Source organism: Streptomyces sp. NPDC048338, from assembly GCF_043201055.1.
Lineage (GTDB): Bacteria > Actinomycetota > Actinomycetes > Streptomycetales > Streptomycetaceae > Streptomyces.
In genome coordinates this window covers 241,731-258,682 of the sequence record NZ_JBICYQ010000011.1, presented here as the reverse complement: position 1 = coordinate 258,682, position 16,952 = coordinate 241,731, and the positions used below count along the sequence as shown (strand labels likewise).

Annotated in this window: 16 protein-coding genes; 11 read left to right on the top strand and 5 right to left on the bottom strand. The window is 74.4% G+C overall.

What is annotated here, in order from left to right; genetic code table 11:
• Window positions 1-121: 121 nt before the first annotated feature.
• The 3 genes from ACGFZF_RS25715 to ACGFZF_RS25705 all read left to right on the top strand — a co-directional run bounded on the left by ACGFZF_RS25715 (window position 122) and on the right by ACGFZF_RS25705 (window position 2,589).
• Window positions 122-1,069 (top strand): M56 family metallopeptidase, encoded by a 948-nt coding sequence (locus tag ACGFZF_RS25715; RefSeq protein ID WP_393557720.1) that lies wholly within the window; start codon window positions 122-124, stop codon window positions 1,067-1,069.
• A 56-nt stretch (window positions 1,070-1,125) separates the two neighbouring features.
• A complete protein-coding gene (locus ACGFZF_RS25710; RefSeq protein WP_393557718.1) occupies window positions 1,126-1,779 on the top strand; it encodes a phosphatase PAP2 family protein in 654 nt (217 codons plus the stop codon).
• Window positions 1,780-1,908: 129 nt separating this feature from the next.
• On the top strand, window positions 1,909-2,589 hold the full coding sequence (locus ACGFZF_RS25705; protein WP_393557716.1) for a TetR/AcrR family transcriptional regulator: 681 nt from the start codon (window positions 1,909-1,911) through the stop codon (window positions 2,587-2,589).
• Here the strand turns inward: ACGFZF_RS25705 and ACGFZF_RS25700 are convergent.
• Window positions 2,565-4,085: an LVIVD repeat-containing protein gene (locus ACGFZF_RS25700; RefSeq protein ID WP_393557714.1), complete on the bottom strand. Its 1,521-nt coding sequence runs from the start codon at window positions 4,083-4,085 to the stop codon at window positions 2,565-2,567. The genes ACGFZF_RS25705 and ACGFZF_RS25700 overlap by 25 nt on opposite strands.
• Window positions 4,086-4,309: 224 nt before the next feature.
• Between ACGFZF_RS25700 and ACGFZF_RS25695 the strand changes: the two genes are divergently transcribed.
• Both ACGFZF_RS25695 and ACGFZF_RS25690 read left to right on the top strand, forming a co-directional pair.
• Window positions 4,310-4,960 carry a DUF305 domain-containing protein gene (locus ACGFZF_RS25695; protein WP_393557712.1) on the top strand — a complete coding sequence of 217 codons (651 nt, stop codon included), beginning with the start codon at window positions 4,310-4,312 and terminating at the stop codon, window positions 4,958-4,960.
• A 124-nt stretch (window positions 4,961-5,084) separates the two neighbouring features.
• Window positions 5,085-6,458, top strand: coding sequence for an FAD-dependent oxidoreductase (locus ACGFZF_RS25690; RefSeq protein WP_393557710.1), 1,374 nt, complete (start codon window positions 5,085-5,087; stop codon window positions 6,456-6,458).
• Between the two features lie 61 nt (window positions 6,459-6,519).
• On the opposite strand, the gene ACGFZF_RS25685 is transcribed toward ACGFZF_RS25690, so the two are convergent.
• Window positions 6,520-6,891 (bottom strand): ArsR/SmtB family transcription factor, encoded by a 372-nt coding sequence (locus tag ACGFZF_RS25685; RefSeq protein WP_393557708.1) that lies wholly within the window; start codon window positions 6,889-6,891, stop codon window positions 6,520-6,522.
• A 128-nt stretch (window positions 6,892-7,019) separates the two neighbouring features.
• On the opposite strand from ACGFZF_RS25685, the gene ACGFZF_RS25680 reads away from it, so the two are divergent.
• Both ACGFZF_RS25680 and ACGFZF_RS25675 read left to right on the top strand, forming a co-directional pair.
• Window positions 7,020-8,102, top strand: a complete 1,083-nt coding sequence (locus ACGFZF_RS25680) for an NADH:flavin oxidoreductase/NADH oxidase (protein ID WP_393557706.1) — start codon at window positions 7,020-7,022, stop codon at window positions 8,100-8,102.
• Between the two features lie 143 nt (window positions 8,103-8,245).
• A complete protein-coding gene (locus ACGFZF_RS25675; protein WP_393557704.1) occupies window positions 8,246-9,331 on the top strand; it encodes a WD40/YVTN/BNR-like repeat-containing protein in 1,086 nt (361 codons plus the stop codon).
• 63 nt (window positions 9,332-9,394) lie between these two features.
• Here the strand turns inward: ACGFZF_RS25675 and ACGFZF_RS25670 are convergent, their stop codons facing one another.
• Window positions 9,395-10,072 carry a uracil-DNA glycosylase gene (locus ACGFZF_RS25670; protein WP_393557702.1) on the bottom strand — a complete coding sequence of 226 codons (678 nt, stop codon included), beginning with the start codon at window positions 10,070-10,072 and terminating at the stop codon, window positions 9,395-9,397.
• Between the two features lie 254 nt (window positions 10,073-10,326).
• On the opposite strand from ACGFZF_RS25670, the gene ACGFZF_RS25665 reads away from it, so the two are divergent.
• Window positions 10,327-11,331, top strand: a complete 1,005-nt coding sequence (locus ACGFZF_RS25665) for an N-acetylglucosamine kinase (RefSeq protein ID WP_393557700.1) — start codon at window positions 10,327-10,329, stop codon at window positions 11,329-11,331.
• An 87-nt stretch (window positions 11,332-11,418) separates the two neighbouring features.
• A complete protein-coding gene (locus tag ACGFZF_RS25660) occupies window positions 11,419-12,342 on the top strand; it encodes a sirohydrochlorin chelatase (protein ID WP_393557698.1) in 924 nt (307 codons plus the stop codon).
• 150 nt (window positions 12,343-12,492) lie between these two features.
• Here ACGFZF_RS25660 and ACGFZF_RS25655 read toward each other — a convergent pair whose 3' ends face one another.
• Together ACGFZF_RS25655 and ACGFZF_RS25650 are read right to left on the bottom strand one after the other, a co-directional pair.
• Entirely contained in the window at window positions 12,493-13,539 is a 1,047-nt protein-coding gene (locus ACGFZF_RS25655) for a lactonase family protein (RefSeq protein ID WP_393557696.1), read from the bottom strand.
• A gap of 230 nt (window positions 13,540-13,769) precedes the next feature.
• On the bottom strand, window positions 13,770-15,269 hold the full coding sequence (locus ACGFZF_RS25650; RefSeq protein ID WP_393557877.1) for an FUSC family protein: 1,500 nt from the start codon (window positions 15,267-15,269) through the stop codon (window positions 13,770-13,772).
• A gap of 307 nt (window positions 15,270-15,576) precedes the next feature.
• On the opposite strand from ACGFZF_RS25650, the gene ACGFZF_RS25645 reads away from it, so the two are divergent.
• A complete protein-coding gene (locus tag ACGFZF_RS25645) occupies window positions 15,577-16,083 on the top strand; it encodes an Lrp/AsnC family transcriptional regulator (RefSeq protein ID WP_393557694.1) in 507 nt (168 codons plus the stop codon).
• Window positions 16,084-16,126: 43 nt separating this feature from the next.
• On the top strand, window positions 16,127-16,951 hold the full coding sequence (locus ACGFZF_RS25640; RefSeq protein WP_393557692.1) for an SGNH/GDSL hydrolase family protein: 825 nt from the start codon (window positions 16,127-16,129) through the stop codon (window positions 16,949-16,951).
• The last annotated feature ends 1 nt before the right edge of the window (window position 16,952 follow it).

The following is a 16,952-nucleotide window of genomic DNA, read 5'->3' as shown; positions in this document are numbered from 1 at the left end:
CCGCCGGCCGGCCTCCGCCTCACAGCGGGCCTGGCGCGACGCGCCGGGCGAAACCGTGGCGTGCGTCACTTGCCGCGCACGGGCATACCCCCGGGTAGCACGGCCCTCATAGTCTGACGCCATGGTGGTCTCCCTCGCGTTGCTCGCGCTCGGCGTCCTCACCGCCGTCGTCGCCCCTCGGCTGCTGTCGCGGTCCGACTGGGCGGAGCGCGAGCCGGTGGTGGCGCTCTGGGTGTGGCAGTGCGTGGTGGCCGGGGTGCTGCTGAGCTTCGCGCTGTCGATGACGTTCAGCGCGGCGGCGGCCTGGCAGGTGGTGCGGGGTCGTGTCTTCGCGCCCGCGCCGCGCGGAGTGCTGGAGGCGTACGAACTGGGCGCCGGCCGGCCCTGGTCGGCCGTGCTCGCGGTGGCCCTCGCCTGTGGTGGCCTGTGGAGCGGCGCGATGCTGGGCCGGGAGATCGGCCGGGCGCGGGCCCGGCGCCGGCAGCGCCGTGGGGAACTCCTGCGCCGTTCCCCGCTGTTGCCGGGCGAGGAACAGGAGAGCGGCTCCGGCAGGGAGCGGCTCGTGGTCCTGGAGGGCGAGCGGTCGGACGCGTGGCTGCTTCCCGGTCCGGCCCCGCAGCTGGTCGTCACGACGGCCGCGCTGCGCCGCCTCAAGGGGCGTCAGTTGGACGCCGTGCTCGCGCACGAGCAGGGACACGCCCGGGCGCGGCACGACTGGCTGCGGCACTGCTCGGGGGCGCTGGCGACGGGCTTTCCGGGGATTCCGGTCTTCGCGGCCTTCCGGGACGAGATGCACCGGCTGGTGGAGCTGGCTGCCGACGACGTCGCCTCGCGCCGCTTCGGGCGGCTGACGATCGCGCTGGCTCTGGTGGAACTCAACGAGGACCGCGGGGTGTTCGGACCGGGCACGACTCCGGACGCGGATCTGCCGAGGCGGGTGGACCGGCTGCTCAGGGCCGCGCCGCGCTTCACGGCGGGGCGGCGCCTGCGGCTGACCGCCGCGGCGGCGCTGGTGCCGGTGGTGCCGGTGCTGGTGGCGTTCGTTCCGGCGCTGCGGGCGCTCGGTTAGCCGCCTTCGCGGAGCCGGTCGCTCCGTTCGGTGTGCGGGTCGGGGAGGATCACCCCATGCGCTCCTCCGCGGTGGTGTCCGGTGCCCTGGCCGTGTTGCTGCTCGTCCTGGTGGCCGTGGGATGGCCCCCGCTCCTCTCGCTCGACCGGTGGGTCGTCGACGCGCTGCACCGCAGCGCCGTGGCCGAACCCGGTTTCACGCGCGCCAACCGGATCCTGACCGACTGGGTGTGGGATCCGTGGACGATGCGGGCGCTGATCGCGGTGGCCGTGGTGGTGCTGTGGTGGCGAGGGGAGCGCCGGCCGGCGCTCTGGCTGGCGGGGACGAGCGTGCTGGCGGCGGCGCTGCAGCAGGGGCTGAAGTCGGCGGTCGGCCGGGCCCGGCCCAGCTGGCCCGACCCGGTCGATTCGGCGCAGTACGCGGCGTTCCCCTCGGGGCACGCGATGACGGCGGTGGTGAGCTGCGGGCTGCTGCTGTGGGTGCTCGCGATGCACTGGCGGGAGACGTGGCGGGGCTGGAGCGTCCTCGCGGTGGCGGCGGTGGTGTCGGTGCTGGGCGTGGGGTGGACCCGGGTGTACCTGGGGGTGCACTGGCCGTCGGACGTGGTCGCCGGCTGGCTCCTCGGCTGGACGTGCGTCGCCGTCGCGATCCTCACGTACCGCCGGGCGGCCCCCGCGGACGAGCGGAGGACAATGGGAGAAGGCTCGTGACGCCGCCTGTCCTGGACGATCCCCCGCGTCGCCCAGAACAGACGGCAGTCCCGCCGACCGGCCGTGAGGGCGCGACAGCAGGATGCGCTGAGTATATTGGCCGTGAGCCAGTCAACGCAGGAGTCCAGCATGTCCCCGCGTAGCGCATCGGTCAATGAAGAGCTTCGGCGCCGTTCGCGCGAGCGGCTGCTGCAGGCCACCGTCGAGCTGGTCTCCGAGCGGGGGTACGAGGCGACGACGCTCGGCGACATCGCCGAGCGGGCCGGCTCGGCCCGCGGGCTGATCTCGTACTACTTCCCGGGCAAGCGTCAGCTGCTGCAGTCCGCCGTGCACCGGCTGATGCACCTGACGCTGGAGGAGGCGCTGGAGCGCGAGCCGCGGACGGACGACGGCCGGGAGCGCCTGGCGCGGGCGATCGACGCGGTGCTGGGCCTGGCGGTGGACCGGCCGGTGCTGATGCGGACGCACATGGCGCTGATCCTGCAGGCGGAGGGGTTCGTGCGCTGCCCGGAGCAGCAGCGGCTCGCCGCCCTGCTGCGGGACACGATGGTCCGGTACGGCTCCGCCGACCCGGACACCGACTACCCCCTGCTGCGGGCCTTGCTGATGGGCGCCGTGGTGGCGGTGCTGCTGCCGGGGGCTCCGATGCCGGTGAGCCGGCTGCGCGCGGAACTGTTCCAGCGGTACGGGCTCGGCTGGGAGCGCGGCACCCCGCCGGGCGGAGGTCCGCCCGACGGGGTGCCGCTCACACCGGTGGCCCTGATGGGCCGGCCACCCGCGTCGGATCAGCGGTCGAAGTCGTCGAAGTAGTCCGGCTGGGTCTGGACGTTGAGGCCGTCCATCCGGATCCGCTTCGCGGGGTCGGTACGACGGTCGGAGATCTTCAGGACGTCGAAGCCCTTCGCGATGTCGTTGGAGTAGATGTAGCCGTTGTAGTAGTACGCCGACCACGCGCCGCCGGTGCTCATGGTGGTGGCGGACAGCGGGCCGCGCTCGAAGTAGGCGATCTCCCTGGGCTTGGCCGAGTCGGTGAAGTCCCAGACGGAGACGCCGCCCTGGTACCAGGCCTGGACCATCAGGTCCTTGCCCTTGACCGGGATCAGCGAGCCGTTGTGGGCGACGCAGTTCTCGGTGTCGGCCTGGTGGCGCGGGATCTTGAAGTAGCTGCGGAAGACGAGCTTGCGCTTCTTGCCCTTGCCGACGATGTCGTAGATGCCGTCCGCGCCGCGGTTCGGGCCCACGACCGCGTTGCAGGTGGCCGCGCCGCCGCCGCCGAGCTCGTCGGTGAAGACGACCTTGTCGGCCTTCTGGTTGAAGGTGGCCGAGTGCCAGAAGGCGAAGTTGACGTTGTCCTGGACCTGGTCGATCACCTTCGGGTTCTCGGGGTCCGCGATGTCGAAGAGGATGCCGTCACCCATGCAGGCGCCGGCCGCGAGGTCCTTGCCCGGCAGCACGGTGATGTCGTGGCAGCCGGTGGTCTTGGAGACGCCCGGGTTGGTCGGGCCGCCGGGGTTTCCGCCGCCGTCCGGGCCCTCACCCGGGAAGAGGACGGGGAAGTTGACGATCGCGGCCTTCTCGGGCGCCTTGCGGGGCACCTTGATGACCGAGATGCCGTCGTGCGGGGGCTGGCAGTCGGGGAAGGCTGCGTTCGGCGAGTACGAGGAGACGTAGACGTAGACGTCCTTGCGCTTCGGCACCAGCGTGTGGGTGTGCGAGCCGCAGGACGTCTCGACGGCGGCGACGTACCTGGGGTTGGTGATGTCGCTGATGTCGAAGATCTTCATGCCCTCCCAGGAGGACTTCTCCGTGGCCGGCTGGGTGGTGCTGGCGCAGGAGTTGTCGCTGCGGGAGGAGTCGGTGGAGAGGAAGACGAGGTTGCCGGAGACCGAGATGTCGTTCTGGGATCCGGGGCACAGCACCTGGGCGACGGTCCTGGGAGCCCTCGGGTTGCTGATGTCGAAGATCCGGAAGCCGTCGTAGTTGCCCGCGAAGGCGTACTTGCCCTGGAAGGCCAGGTCGGAGTTCGTCCCCGGGAGCGCGTCCTTGGGGATGTTGACGAGGTGTTCGATGTTCTTGCTGTGGACGACCTCGTCCACACCGGGTATCTCGCCGCTCTGGATGGCGGACCGCGCCTCGGCGGCCTGCTGCGCCGAGACGGAGCCCGGCGCGGAGGAGTCACCCGGGTCGGGTGTGGCGGTTGCGGGGCCGGCTGCGAGCAGGCTGACCAGCAGTCCGGCTGCGGCGGTGGCCACACCCAGACCTCTGATCCGTGCGCGCGGGGTACGCGTGATACGCAACGAAGTCACTCCGTCCTCCCTTGTGTCCGTTCGTAGTTGAACGGTTGATGGACCCCGGCAGTATCTTCCTTTGCATGCACATCTCAACAGATGGCAACACAGACGTAATCAAGGTTTCCGATCAACGACCCACGGAAGGGTGCTAGGAACGGTCCCTGTCCCCGCGTCCGCCCCACCCCTGCCGTCGTGCCGGGTCTCGTCCCCCGGTCCCCGGAACCACCTTGGAGGTCGTCGTGTTGAACCGCCGTATCCGTGGAGCAGTCGCCGTGGCGCTCGGCGCGGCCGCCGTATTGGCCCTGGCCGCCTGCGAGTCGGGATCCGACCCGGACGCGTCGCGGTCGACGGGCGCCTCGGGCCCCGCGGTGGTGGCTCCCGGCAAGCCGGGTGAGCCCGCCCGGCGGATATCGCCGGAGGAGGCGGCGCGGCTGAGGCCGGACGACAAGCCGAACGCGGCGGACTTCACCTATGTGCAGATGATGATCGCGCACCACCGGCAGGCATTGACGATGACCGCGCTCGCCCCGCAGCGGGCCGGATCGGAGCAGGTCAGAAAGGTGGCGGAGCGCATCTCCGCGGCCCAGCAGCCGGAGATCGGCGCGATGGAAGGTTGGCTGAAAAACAACGGTGGCCCGCGCGACCAGGGCGCGCACGACCACCACGCCATGCCGGGGATGGCGACCGAGGCGCAGCTCGCCGAGCTGCGGAAGGCCGAGGGAGCCGCTTTCGACCGGCTCTTCCTGCGGTTGATGATCACGCACCACGAGGGGGCGGTGTCGATGGCGGCGGAGGTGCTCGGCTCCGGGAACAACGTGCTGGTGGAGGAGATGGCGAACGACGTCATCGCGCAGCAGAGCTCGGAGATCAACCGGATGCGGTCGATGTAGGCCCCGGGCGGCCGAGGAGCGCGGCACCCGAAAGGACCGTGTCGCGCTTCTCCCCCCGGGAGGGCTGCGGTGCGATGCTGGAAGCCTCTCGGCGGGACTCCCCGCGGCGGGAAGGAGTACGGCCGTGCTTCGTGTCGCTGTCGTCGGTTCCGGGCCCAGTGGGGTCTACACCGCCCAGGCGCTGGTCCAGCAGTCGGCGGTGCCCGACGTGCGGGTGGACGTGCTCGACCGGCTGCCGTGCCCGTACGGTCTGGTGCGCTACGGCGTCGCGCCCGACCACGAGAAGATCAAGTCCCTCCAGCAGAACCTGCGCGCGGTCCTGGAGGACGAGCGGATCCGCTTCCTCGGGAACGTCGAGGTCGGGGCGCACGGACTGACACCCGCCCGGCTGCTGGAGCTCTACCACGCGGTCGTGTACTGCGTCGGCGCGGCGCGCGACCGGCGGCTCGGGGTGCCGGGCGAGGACCTGGCCGGCAGCCACTCGGCCACCGAGTTCGTCTCCTGGTACAGCGCGCACCCCGACGCCGCCGCCGAAGGGTTCGGACTCGACGCCCGGTCGGCGGTGGTGATCGGGGTCGGGAACGTGGCGGTGGACGTCGCCCGGATCCTGGTCCGCGCCTCGGACGAGCTGAGGGCGACGGACGTGCCCCAGGAGGCCCTCGCCGCCCTGGAGGAGAGCCGGGTCCGCACGGTCCACATGGTGGGCCGTCGCGGGCCGGGTCAGGCCAGGTTCACCACGAAGGAGCTGCGCGAGCTGGGCGGTCTCGCCGGCACGCGGGTGCGGGTGGAGCCGGCCGATCTGGCGCTGGACGCGTCGCTCGCGGACCCGTCGGGACTGCCGGCCGTGAACCGGCGGAATCTGGAGGTCGTCCGGGGCTGGGCGGACCCGGCTCCGGCCGACGGCCTGGACGGGCGCTCCGTCACGCTGCGGTTCTTCCTCCGCCCGGTGGAACTCCTCGGCGCGGACGGCCGGGTCACCGGGGTGCGGTTCGAGCGGACGGAGCCCGACGGCGACGGCGGCGTGCGGGGCACGGGCCGGTACGAGGAGATCGAGGCCCAGCTGGTGCTGCGCGCCGTCGGCTACCAGGGGGTCGCCCTGCCGGGGCTGCCCTTCGACCACTCCCGGGGCACGGTCCCGCACGCGGCGGGCCGCGTCCTGCGGGACGGCGAGCCGTCCGCCGGCGAGTACGTGGCGGGCTGGATCAAGCGCGGCCCCACCGGTGTGATCGGCACGAACCGGCCCTGCGCCAAGGAGACCGTCGCCTCGCTCCTGGCCGACGCGGAACGAGTCGCCGCCCGGCCGGTGAGCGCCGAGCCGCTGGCCGCGCTGCGCGAGCTGGGGCACGAGCCGGTCGCCTGGCCGGGCTGGCTCGCCATCGAACGCGCCGAGTCGGAGCTCGGCCGCTCCCTGGGGCGCGGGCGGGTGAAGATCCCGGACTGGGCCGGCCTGCGGGCGGCGGCGCGGACCGGCGGCGGGGCGGCGACACCACCGGGGTGAACGGCTCCGGGACCGGCGGTCCGTCCCGCGGGGCGGCCACGGAGGGGCCGGGGGTGACGGGTCAGGACGTGCCGGCGGCCGGCCGCGGGTCGCCGAGACGGCGGGACTGCGCGGCGGCGGCTTCCAGCACGCTGTCCAGGAGGCCGGGGAAGAGCGCGTCCAGGTCGTCCCGGCGCAGGGCGTTCAGCTTGGTCGTGCCCCGGTAGATCTGCTGGATGACGCCGCTCTCGCGCAGCACCCTGAAGTGGTGGGTCGTCGTCGACTTCGTCACCGGCAGGTCGAAGTGCGAACAGCTCAACTCCGCCTCCTCGCGCGCCATCTCGCTGACGATCTGCAGCCGCACCGCGTCCGACAGCGCGTGCAGCACGTCCTCCAGCCGGATCGCGTCCCGCGCGGGATGGTCGAGGACCCGGGGGTTGGTCGCGGTCGTCACGGCGGCTCCACTTCGTCCGGTGTCCTGGCTACCCGATCATTGTACGAGAGCTCTCGTAGTTTGACAGACGCCGTACTACGATGAGTATCGTACGAGCACCCACCAGGCCCCCTGAAACGGAGTCCGCCATGAGCGTCGCCCTGTTCGAGCCCTACACCCTGCGGTCGCTGACCATCCCCAACCGTGTGTGGATGGCCCCCATGTGCCAGTACTCGGCAGAGGTGTTCGGACCGAACGCGGGCGTGGCCACCGACTGGCACTTCGCCCACTACGCCTCCCGCGCCACCGGCGGCACGGGCCTGATCCTGGTCGAGGCCACCGCCGTCGCCCCCGAAGGCCGGATCAGCCCCGCCGACCTCGGCATCTGGAACGACACCCAGGTCGCGGCGCTCCGCCGGATCGCCGGCTTCCTCAAGGACCACGGCACGGTGCCCGGGATCCAGATCGGGCACGCCGGACGCAAGGCGTCCACGAACCGCCCCTGGGAGGGCCGCGGCCCGGTGCCCGAGGACGGTCACGGCTGGCAGCCGGTCGGGCCGAGCCCGGTGGAGTTCGCCGACGGACACCCCGTACCGACCGAACTCACCGCCGAGGGGATCCGGGAGATCGTCGGCCGGTTCGCGGACGCGGCCCGCCGCGCGCTCGAAGCCGGATTCGAGGTCGTCGAGGTGCACGGCGCCCACGGCTACCTCATCGGCGAGTTCCTCTCCCCGCACAGCAACCACCGGACGGACGAGTACGGCGGCTCCTTCGAGAACCGCACCCGCTTCGCGCTCGACGTCGTCGACGCGGTGCGCGCGGTCTGGCCGCAGGAGCTGCCCGTCTTCTTCCGGATCTCGGCCACCGACTGGCTGGAGGACCAGGGCTGGACCGCGGACGAGACCGTCCGCTTCGCGGCCCTGCTGCGCGAGCACGGCGTCGACCTCCTGGACGTGTCCAGCGGCGGCAACGGCGGCCCGGCGCGGATCCCGGTCGGCCCCGGCTACCAGGTGCCGTTCGCGGCGCGGGTGAAGGCCGAGACCGGGCTCCCCGTCGCCGCGGTGGGCCTCATCACCGAGGCCGCGCAGGCCGAGAAGATCGTCGCCAACGGCGAGGCCGACGCCGTCCTCCTCGGGCGCGAACTGCTGCGCGACGCCTCCTGGGCGCGCCGGGCCGCACGCGAGCTGGGCGCCGAGACCCACGCCCCCAGCCAGTACGCCTGGGCGATCTGAGCCCGCGCGCTGCCGCGCCGTCTCCCCGGGCCGGACCGGTAACACGCGTCCGACCTGGGCAGACGCCGTTCCGGGAGCCGCTGTCGGTGGCCGGGTGCAGACTGGCCCCTGTCCGCGACGACGACGTCCTGGAGGGATCGGCCATGCCCGACGTTCTGCTCACCGTAGGTACCCGCAAGGGCCTGTTCATCGGCCGCAGGCGCGACGGCCGGTGGGAGTTCGACGACCCGCACTTCAACGCGCAGGCCGTGTACTCGATCGGCATCGACACGCGCCGCGGCACCCCGCGGCTGCTCGTCGGGGGCGACAGCGCGCACTGGGGTCCCTCCGTGTTCCACTCCGACGATCTCGGAGCCACCTGGAACGAGCCCCCGCGGCCGGCGGTCAAGTTCCCCCAGGACACGGGCGCCTCGCTGGAGCGGGTGTGGCAGCTGCACCCGGCACCCGTCCACTCGCCCGACGTCGTGTACGCGGGGACCGAGCCCGCCGCGCTCTTCAGGTCCGAGGACGGCGGGGAGTCCTTCGACCTGGTCCGCCCGCTGTGGGAGCACCCGACCCGGGACCGGTGGGTGCCCGGCGGCGGCGGCGAGGCCGTGCACACGATCGTCACCGACCGGCGGGACGCGGACCGGCTGACGGTCGCGGTGTCGACGGCCGGGGTGTTCCGCTCCCAGGACGGCGGCGAGAGCTGGGCACCGTCCAACGACGGGGTGTCGGCGGTCTTCCTGCCCGATCCGAACCCGGAGTTCGGGCAGTGCGTCCACAAGATCGCGCAGGACGCGGGCGATCTGGACCGGCTGTACCTGCAGAACCACTGGGGCGTCTTCCGCAGCGACGACGCGGGGGCCCGGTGGACGGACATCGGCGCCGGGCTGCCGTCCGACTTCGGCTTCGCCGTCGCGGCGCACCCCCATCGCGCCGACACGGCCTACGTCTTCCCCATCAACGCCGACTCCGACCGGGTGCCGGCGGACCACCGCTGCCGCGTCTACCGCACCACCGACGCGGGCGGCAGCTGGGAGCCCCTCGGCGCCGGGCTGCCCGAGGGCGACCACTACGGCACGGTGCTGCGGGACGCCATGTGCACGGACGACGGCGACCCCGCGGGCGTCTACTTCGGCAACCGCAACGGAGAGGTGTACGCGAGCGCGGACGACGGCGACACCTGGCAGCAGCTCGCCTCGCACCTGCCGGACGTGCTCTGCGTACGCGCGGCGGTCATCGGCTGACGTCCGGTCGCGTGCCGGGCCAGGGCCCCGGGGCACGCACCCGGCCCGGTGGGCTGGACACCCCTACGGGAGGCTCCAGTCGACGGGCTGGGCGCCCTGGCGGACCAGGAGCTCGTTGGTGCGGCTGAACGGGCGCGAGCCGAAGAAGCCGCGTTCCGCGGACATCGGGGAGGGGTGGGCCGACTCCACGGCCGGCAGGTCCCCGAGCAGCGGGCGGGCGTTCCGGGCGTCACGGCCCCACAGGATCGACACGAGCGGCTTGCCGCGGGCGGCGAGCGCGCGGATGGCCTGCTCGGTGACGGCCTCCCAGCCGGCGCCGCGATGGGCTCCCGGCTTCCGCGGGGCGGTGGTGAGCGCGCGGTTCAACAGGAGCACCCCCTGCCGGGTCCACGGCGTCAGATCGCCGTTCGACGGCCGTGCGAGACCCAGGTCGGTGTGCAGCTCGCGGTAGATGTTCTCCAGGCTGCCCGGCAGCTGCCGCACCTCGGGCGCGACGGCGAAGCTGTGCCCGATGGCCATGCCCGGCGTGGGATAGGGGTCCTGCCCCACGATCAGCACCCGCACCTCGTCGAACGGCTGCTGGAAGGCGCGCAGGACATGCTGCCCCGCCGGGAGGTACGTCCGGCCGGCGGCGATCTCCGCGCGGAGGAAATCGCCCATCGCCGCGATGCCTCCGGCGACCGGCGCCAACGCCTCGGCCCAGCCGGGCTCCACAAGTTCACTCAACGGTCGTGCTGCCACAGTCGGTCACCCTACCGGCCTACACGGACAGTCGATCACCACGGAGCGGCCGGCGGCGCGCGCCGCTCCCGCGACCGGTCACGGGACCCCGGGGCGGATCCCCCACCCCGAGCGCCCACCGCCGTTAGGCTTCCGGCCGTCACCCCTCGCTCCCTCCCCGCCCGTTCCCCCTCCGCCCGCCTCGCCCCTCCTCCCCCGTCAAGGAGTCCGTCCATGAGGTCACGCAGTCACCCGACCGGCACCGGCGGCGCGCGGTGACGCCGCCGAGGGCCGGGGACCTGGTCGTCGGGGTCGACTCGGGCGGTTCGGGACTGCGGATCGCCCTGGCCGAGGCGTCGGGCGGGCGGGTGCTGGGCTCCGTCTCGTCCCGCGAACCGGTGCGGACCGGGCCGGGCGGGATCGAGGCGGCCCATCTTCTGGCGCAGGTGCTGCCCGCCGTCGAGACGCTGCGGGCCGGGGCGTCCGGCGGCGGCGCAGGCCCGTCCGGGACCGGGACGGTCGTGGCCGTGGCGGTCGGCGCCGCCGGGATGGCGACGCTCGGTGACGAACTCCGCGCCGAGCTGCCCGGTGCGCTGGAACGCGCCCTGGGGGTGCGCACGCTGGTCCTCGCCGCCGATGCCGTCACCGCCTACGCGGGGGCCCTCGGGCAGCGGCCCGGGGCGGTCGTCGCCGCCGGTACCGGCATGATCGCGCTCGGTACGGACCTGGACTCCTGGCGCCGCGCCGACGGCTGGGGACATCTGCTCGGCGACTGCGGCAGCGGCGCGTGGATCGGCCGGGCGGGCCTCGAGGCGGCGATGCGCGCGTACGACGGCCGCCGCGGCGGTTCGGCCGCGCTGCTCGCCCGGGCCGAGGAGCTCTTCGGGCCGGCCGCCGGACTGCCCGGCGCGCTCTACCCGCGGACCGACCGCCCCGCCGTGCTGGCCTCCTTCGCGCCCGCGGTCGCCGCGTGCGCCGACGCGGGCGATCCGGTGGCCGGCGAGGTGCTGGCGCGGGCCGCGGCACACATCGCCGAGGCGGCCGCCGCCGTGTGCCCCGCCGGCCTGCCGTGCGAAGTGGCACTGACCGGCGGCCTGTTCAAGCTGGGGGACGCTCTGCTGGCACCGCTGCGCAAGGAGCTCGCGGAGCAACTTCCGCAGGTCCGCGCCGTGTCCGCCGCCGGCGATCCACTGGCCGGAGCCGTCTCCCTCGCCGCCGCGTGCGCGACCGGGTCGCTCCGGCTGCCGGAGGAGCCGAGGTTGCTCCATCTCACCAGGTAAGCCACTGTTCGGACATAGAGGGGCAGATAACGCTCTGTCGCACCTCACCGAACTGCGCGGCGGGCAAAACCAGTAGCATGCGGCGCCATGAGCTCCCCCACTGGGCCTGCTTCCGGCCTGCCTGTACGAATGCCGCGACCCCGCCAGACCGGACGGCACCGCCGCCCCGAACCCGCGGCGGCGCCCGAGGGCGCTCCCGCACTCGTTCTCGCCGTCCCCGGCGAGCCCTCGCCCGCCATACGCTCACTGGCCGAAGAGGTCGTGAGCATCGCCCGTTCCGAGCTGCCCGGCCTGGAAGCCGTGATCGGCTACCTCGACGGCGACGACGCCGAGTACCCCTCCCTCGCGGCCGCGCTCACGCGCACCGCGGCCGTGCGCACCGAGCGCTACCAGCTGGCTCTGGCCGCCGGTCGCGAGGTCAGCGCCCCCGAGGGCCCGGCCGCCGTGGTGGTCCCGCTGCTCGCCGGCCCGGACAGCGCCCTGATGCGCCGGGTCCGCCAGGCCGTCATGGACAGCGGCAACATCGCCGAGCTGACCGACGTCCTCGGCCCGCACCCGCTGCTCGCCGAGGCCCTGCACGTGCGCCTGTCGGAGGCCGGTCTGGCCCGTGCCGACCGCGCCCGCCTGTTCACGGTGGCCACCGCCGCCGACGGCATCGTGCTGGCCACGGTCGGCGGCGAGGAGGCCGTGCAGGCCGCCGGCATCACCGGCATGCTGCTGGCCGCCCGGCTGGCCGTCCCCGTGATCGCCGCGGCCCTGGACCAGGAGGGCTCCATCACCGCCGTGGCCGAGCAGCTGCGCGGCTCCGGTTCCGAGCAGCTGGCGCTCGCGCCGTACCTGATCGGTCCCGAGCTGGCCGGCGGCCTGCTGGACGCCGCCGCGAAGGAGGCGGGCTGCGCCGCCGCCGAGCCGCTGGGTGCGTACCCGGCGATCGGCAAGCTCGTGCTCTCGCAGTACACCGCCGCGCTGGGCATCGGTTCGCAGCAGGCCCAGGGGGCGCCGAGCCACTGACCCGCGCGCCGAGCGCGCAGGCCAGCGAAGCAGTACGGGAGGGTCCGCACCGGGTGAGTCCGGTGCGGGCCCTCCCGTCTGCGCGCCGCCGGGCGGTTCGCCCGGCGGGTGGCGGTGGTGGGCGGGGACCGGCCCGCGGGCCGGTCGCCGTCAGCCGAGGACCACGCAGGTGGCCGCGGGGGCCTCGACGGAGCCCGCCCGGCTCGGGACGCCCGTCTCCGGGTCGAGGTCGAACCACGTCACCTCGCCGGAGTGCTCGTTCGCCGCGTAGAGCCGGCGTCCGGAGGGGTCGAGGGCCAGGTCACGGGGCCAGCGGCCGCCGCAGGGCACGGTGTCGACCAGAGCCGCCCTCCCGCCGTCCGGGTCGAGGGCCAGGATGGCGAGCAGGTCGGCGCCGCGGACGGCCACCCAGGCGAAGCGGCCGTCGGGGGCCACGACGACCTCGGAGGGGTAGCTCGGCGCGGCGGCTCCCTCGGGCAGGACGGGGACCTCGTCGAGCGGTTCGAGGACGCCCGCGTCGGCGTCCCAGCGGCAGACGGTGAGGGTGGGCTCCAGCTCGTTGAGGACGTAGGCGTGGCCGCCCGCCGGGTGGAAGGCGAGGTGGCGCGGCCCGGTGCCGGGGCGCAGGGAGGTCTCGCCGTGGGGCCGCAGGGCGCCGGTCGCGGCGTCGAGGGCGTGGATCCACACGGAGTCGGTGCCGAGGTCCACGGCGGCCACCCAGCGGCCCCCGGGGGCGGGCAGCACCTGGTGGGCGCGGGGACCGGCCTGGCGGTCGGCGACCGGGCCCGAGCCCTCGTGCCGGGCGACGTCGGCGGCCGGTCCGAGGGAGCCGTCGGCGGCGACGGGGAGGGCGGTGACGCTGCCGGAGCCGTAGTTCGCGGTGAGGACGTGCCCGGCCGCGACGGCGAGGTGGGTCGGCCCGGCACCCCGGACGGACACGGGGGCGCCGAGCGGCCGCGGCGCGGCTCCGCTGACGTCGAGGGCGGCCACCGCGCCCGCCTCGGTCTCGGACACGGCGTAGAGCGTGCTGCCGGCGAGGGCGAGGTAGGACGGGTCGGCGACCGCGTCGGTGGATCCGGTGACGGTCAGGGCGCCCGTGCGTGGGTCGACGTCGGCGGCGAGGATGCCGCGGCCGCCCGTCGAGGTGAAGGAGCCGATGAAGGCCCGTACCGGATTGCGCGCGCGTGTGCCGCCCATGGCGTCTCCCCTTCCGCCGAGCGGCCTGGGTCGACCGCTCCGTAGTCCGGCCTGACGTTAGCAGGCGGTCTAGACCAACTGGGTCCTGGCGGGAGGACGGGCGACCGGCTCCGGTACGGAGGATCGGTCCGGGCGACGGGTCGGGGCGGGCCGGAGGGCCCGGCCGGGAGCCGCCGGGCCGGCCACCCCGCGGCCGGGGCTCCGGGCGATCGCCCGGCGGCCGGGGAGTGTCAGGCCGCCGGGACCAGGGGGGCGTCCGGGGCGCTGCGGAGCGGGGTCGCGAGGTCGACGAGGGCGCGCTCCAGGCCGTACAGGTGGCCGAGGGCCGCCTCCGCGCCGGGGTGGTGGGACGGGAGGGCGGAGTCCGGAGAGGCCGGGCGGACGGGCCGGACCTGCGGCACGAGGGCGTGGACGGCCGACTCGACCCGCCAGGACGCGGCGGCGAGCCGGGCGTCGTGCGAGGCGTCGGGGTCGGCGGCCACGGCCGAGAGCCCCCGGATCTCCCGGGCGCAGTCGTCCAGGAGGGCGAGGACGCGGCGGGCGCGGGCCTTGCGGGCGCGCAGCGGGCTCAGCGGGTGTGTCAACGGGGCCAGCGTGATCCTCGCCCGGCCGAGCAACAGCTCGAGTTCGGCGGCGAGCGGCGCGGGGTCGGCCTCCGGGTCCCCCGCGAGGCGGCGGGCGGCGACCGTGGTGCACTCGTGCACGCAGGTCACGGCCCGCTCGATCCATGCGTTGGTCGCGGCGTGGGTGGTCACGGGCAGCAGGGCGACGCCGACGGCCGCGCCGAGCGCGCCGACCGCGGTCTCCTCGAAGCGCAGCAGCAGGAGCCCGGGGTGGAGCACGCCGAGCAGGCCGTAGAGCAGGCCCGCCATGACGGTGACGAAGAACATCATCCAGCTGTACGAGAGCGGCGCCGTGTAGAAGATCCCGAAGACGCAGACGGCGACCAGCGCGGCGGTCGGAGCGGTCGCGCCCGCCAGCGGGATCGCGACGAGGAGACCCGCGGCGATGCCGGTGACGGTGCCGACGACCCGCCGGAAGCCCCGGACGAGCGTCTCGCCTCGCGAGGCCGTGTTGACGAAGATCCACCAGGCGGTGCCGACGGCCCAGTACCAGCGGTCGTGCGAGATGACCTGTCCGGCGGCGAGTGCGACGGCGCACGCGGCCGTGGCCTGGAAGGCCTGCCGGGTGGTGGGCCGTGCGAGGCCCCTGCCGGGCAGCGGGGCGGGCGCGGCGGGCGGCGGGACGCGCCGCTCGATGCACCAGGCGACGAAGCGCACGGCTCCGGCGACGAGGAGCGCGAGGGTCACCGCGGCGTAGAGCTCCGGCAGCTGCGCGGGCAGCGCGTGCAGGAACTGGGTGACGAAGAACATCATGAACGCGAAGATGCCGAGAGCCTGGCCGCGCGGGCCCCAGCGCCGGGCGTAGACCCCCGCGAAGACGACGAGCAGCCAGGAGGCGTCGCGCAGCAGCGGCGCGCCGTGCAGGGCGGTGGCCAGTGCGAGGACGGGGAAGCCCGCGGCGGGCAGCAGGGCGGTGGTGAGGGCCTGCCGGCGGACGGTGGGGTCGCCGACGGTGAAGAGCGCGAGCAGCGCGGCCAGGCCCCCGGTGAGGGAGGCGGTGAGGGAGAGGCCCGCGAGTTCGGCCGCGGCCACCGCGAGCCCGACGCCGAGGACGGCGCGCGAGGAGACGCGCAGCCTGACCTTCCCCGGGTCCGGGGCCACGAACACCAGCCTGACCAGCCGGCCGCCGGTCTCCCGGCCCTTCTTCACGACGGTCGACCCGCCCCCGCTGCCGTACACACACCCTCTTCGCATGATCTCGTGCCCGGGCCTGCTCGTGGCTGCTCTCGGACATGGGAAAGGCGCCGCGGTCCGGTACCGGCCTCGTCGCCGGTCCGGCGCAAGCGCGGCGCCGTCTACGTTCTCTGCTCCGAGGAAAACATTCATCCGCCACTGGCTCAACTCGACCGGCCTGAGGTAGGCCATTGGTACAGTCTGCGCGAGTAGACATCGGCCGGAAGGAGGCCATCGGACCATGGCGGTGGACGAGCTCGACACGCGCATCCTGCGGCTGCTGCTGGAGCAGCCGCGCACCAGCGTGCGGGAGTACGCCCGGATCCTCGGGGTGGCGCGGGGCACCGTGCAGGCCCGCGTCGACCGGCTGGAGCGGGACGGGGTGATCACCGGCACCGGACCGTTCCTGTCGCCGGCCGCGCTCGGGCACCCGGTGCTCGCCTTCGTCCACATCGAGGTGACGCAGGGGCACCTGGACGAGGTCGGCGACGCGCTCGCCGCGATTCCGGAGATCGTCGAGGCGTTCTCGATCACCGGCGGCGGGGACCTGCTGACGCGGGTGGTGGCGCGGGACAACGGCCATCTGGAGGACGTGATCCAGCAGCTGATCCAGCTGCCCGGGGTCGTCCGCACGCGCACGGAGATGGCGCTGCGGGAGCGGGTTCCGCACCGCCTGCTCCCCCTGGTCGAGTCGATCGGGCGGTCGTCGGCCCGTGGCGGCCGGTCCGGCACCCCCCTCCCTGATTAGTAGATTTGTTGAATACTCACTCTGCTGACCATAGAGTGAGGTCATGCCCACCACCGAGCAGTCCTCCCCCTATCTCCGCTACGTGGCTCTCGGCGACAGCCAGACCGAGGGTGTCGGCGACGGTGACGACACCGTGGGCCTGCGCGGCTTCGCCGACCGCCTCGCCGAACGGCTCGCGGTGGTGGATCCCCGGGTGCAGTACGCCAACCTCGCCGTCCGAGGACTGCTCGCCGGCCAGGTGCGCGCCCGGCAGCTCGCGCCGGCCCTCGCGCTCCGCCCCGATCTGGCCACGGTGGTCGCCGGGGTGAACGACATGCTCCGGCCGTCGTTCGACGCGGCGGAGGTGGCCGGGCACCTGGAGGCGATGTTCGCCGCGCTGACCGGCTCCGGCACGCGCGTGGCGACGCTCACCTTCCCCGATCTGACCGTCCTGGTGCCGCTGGCCCGGCCGCTGCGCCCGCGGATCGAGGAGCTCAACGACCGGATCCGCGTCGCCGCGGCGCGGCACGGCGTCGTCGTCTCCGAGAGCACCGGGCACGAGGTGGTGACGGACCCGCGGATCTGGAGCGCGGACCGGCTGCACGCCGGCCCGCTGGGCCACGAGCGGATCGCCGCCGCCGTGGCCCACGCCCTGGCCCTGCCCGGCAGCGACGACACCTGGAGCCTGCCCCTGCCCCCGTCCGAGGTCCCCGCCCCGACCGGCCCGCGTGCGGCGCTGGCCGACGTCCGCTGGGCGGCCGGATTCCTGGGGCCCTGGCTGGGCCGCCGGCTGCGCGGCCGCTCCTCCGGCGACGGGCGCACGGCGAAGCGCCCGCAGCTGTCCCCGGTGGCACCCGTGACCGCCGCGGGCGCCGGCGCCACCGCCTGAG

Excerpts from the sequence above, each read along its gene's own strand:
- ACGFZF_RS25655 (WP_393557696.1), bottom strand. The coding sequence starts at position 13,539 with ATGGGCGGCACACGCGCGCGCAATCCGGTACGGGCCTTCATCGGCTCC.
- ACGFZF_RS25705 (WP_393557716.1), top strand. The coding sequence starts at position 1,909 with ATGTCCCCGCGTAGCGCATCGGTCAATGAAGAGCTTCGGCGCCGTTCG.
- ACGFZF_RS25680 (WP_393557706.1), top strand. The coding sequence starts at position 7,020 with ATGAGCGTCGCCCTGTTCGAGCCCTACACCCTGCGGTCGCTGACCATC.
- ACGFZF_RS25715 (WP_393557720.1), top strand. The coding sequence starts at position 122 with ATGGTGGTCTCCCTCGCGTTGCTCGCGCTCGGCGTCCTCACCGCCGTC.
- ACGFZF_RS25645 (WP_393557694.1), top strand. The coding sequence starts at position 15,577 with ATGGCGGTGGACGAGCTCGACACGCGCATCCTGCGGCTGCTGCTGGAG.
- ACGFZF_RS25640 (WP_393557692.1), top strand. The coding sequence starts at position 16,127 with ATGCCCACCACCGAGCAGTCCTCCCCCTATCTCCGCTACGTGGCTCTC.
- ACGFZF_RS25710 (WP_393557718.1), top strand. The coding sequence starts at position 1,126 with ATGCGCTCCTCCGCGGTGGTGTCCGGTGCCCTGGCCGTGTTGCTGCTC.
- ACGFZF_RS25660 (WP_393557698.1), top strand. The coding sequence starts at position 11,419 with ATGAGCTCCCCCACTGGGCCTGCTTCCGGCCTGCCTGTACGAATGCCG.
- ACGFZF_RS25675 (WP_393557704.1), top strand. The coding sequence starts at position 8,246 with ATGCCCGACGTTCTGCTCACCGTAGGTACCCGCAAGGGCCTGTTCATC.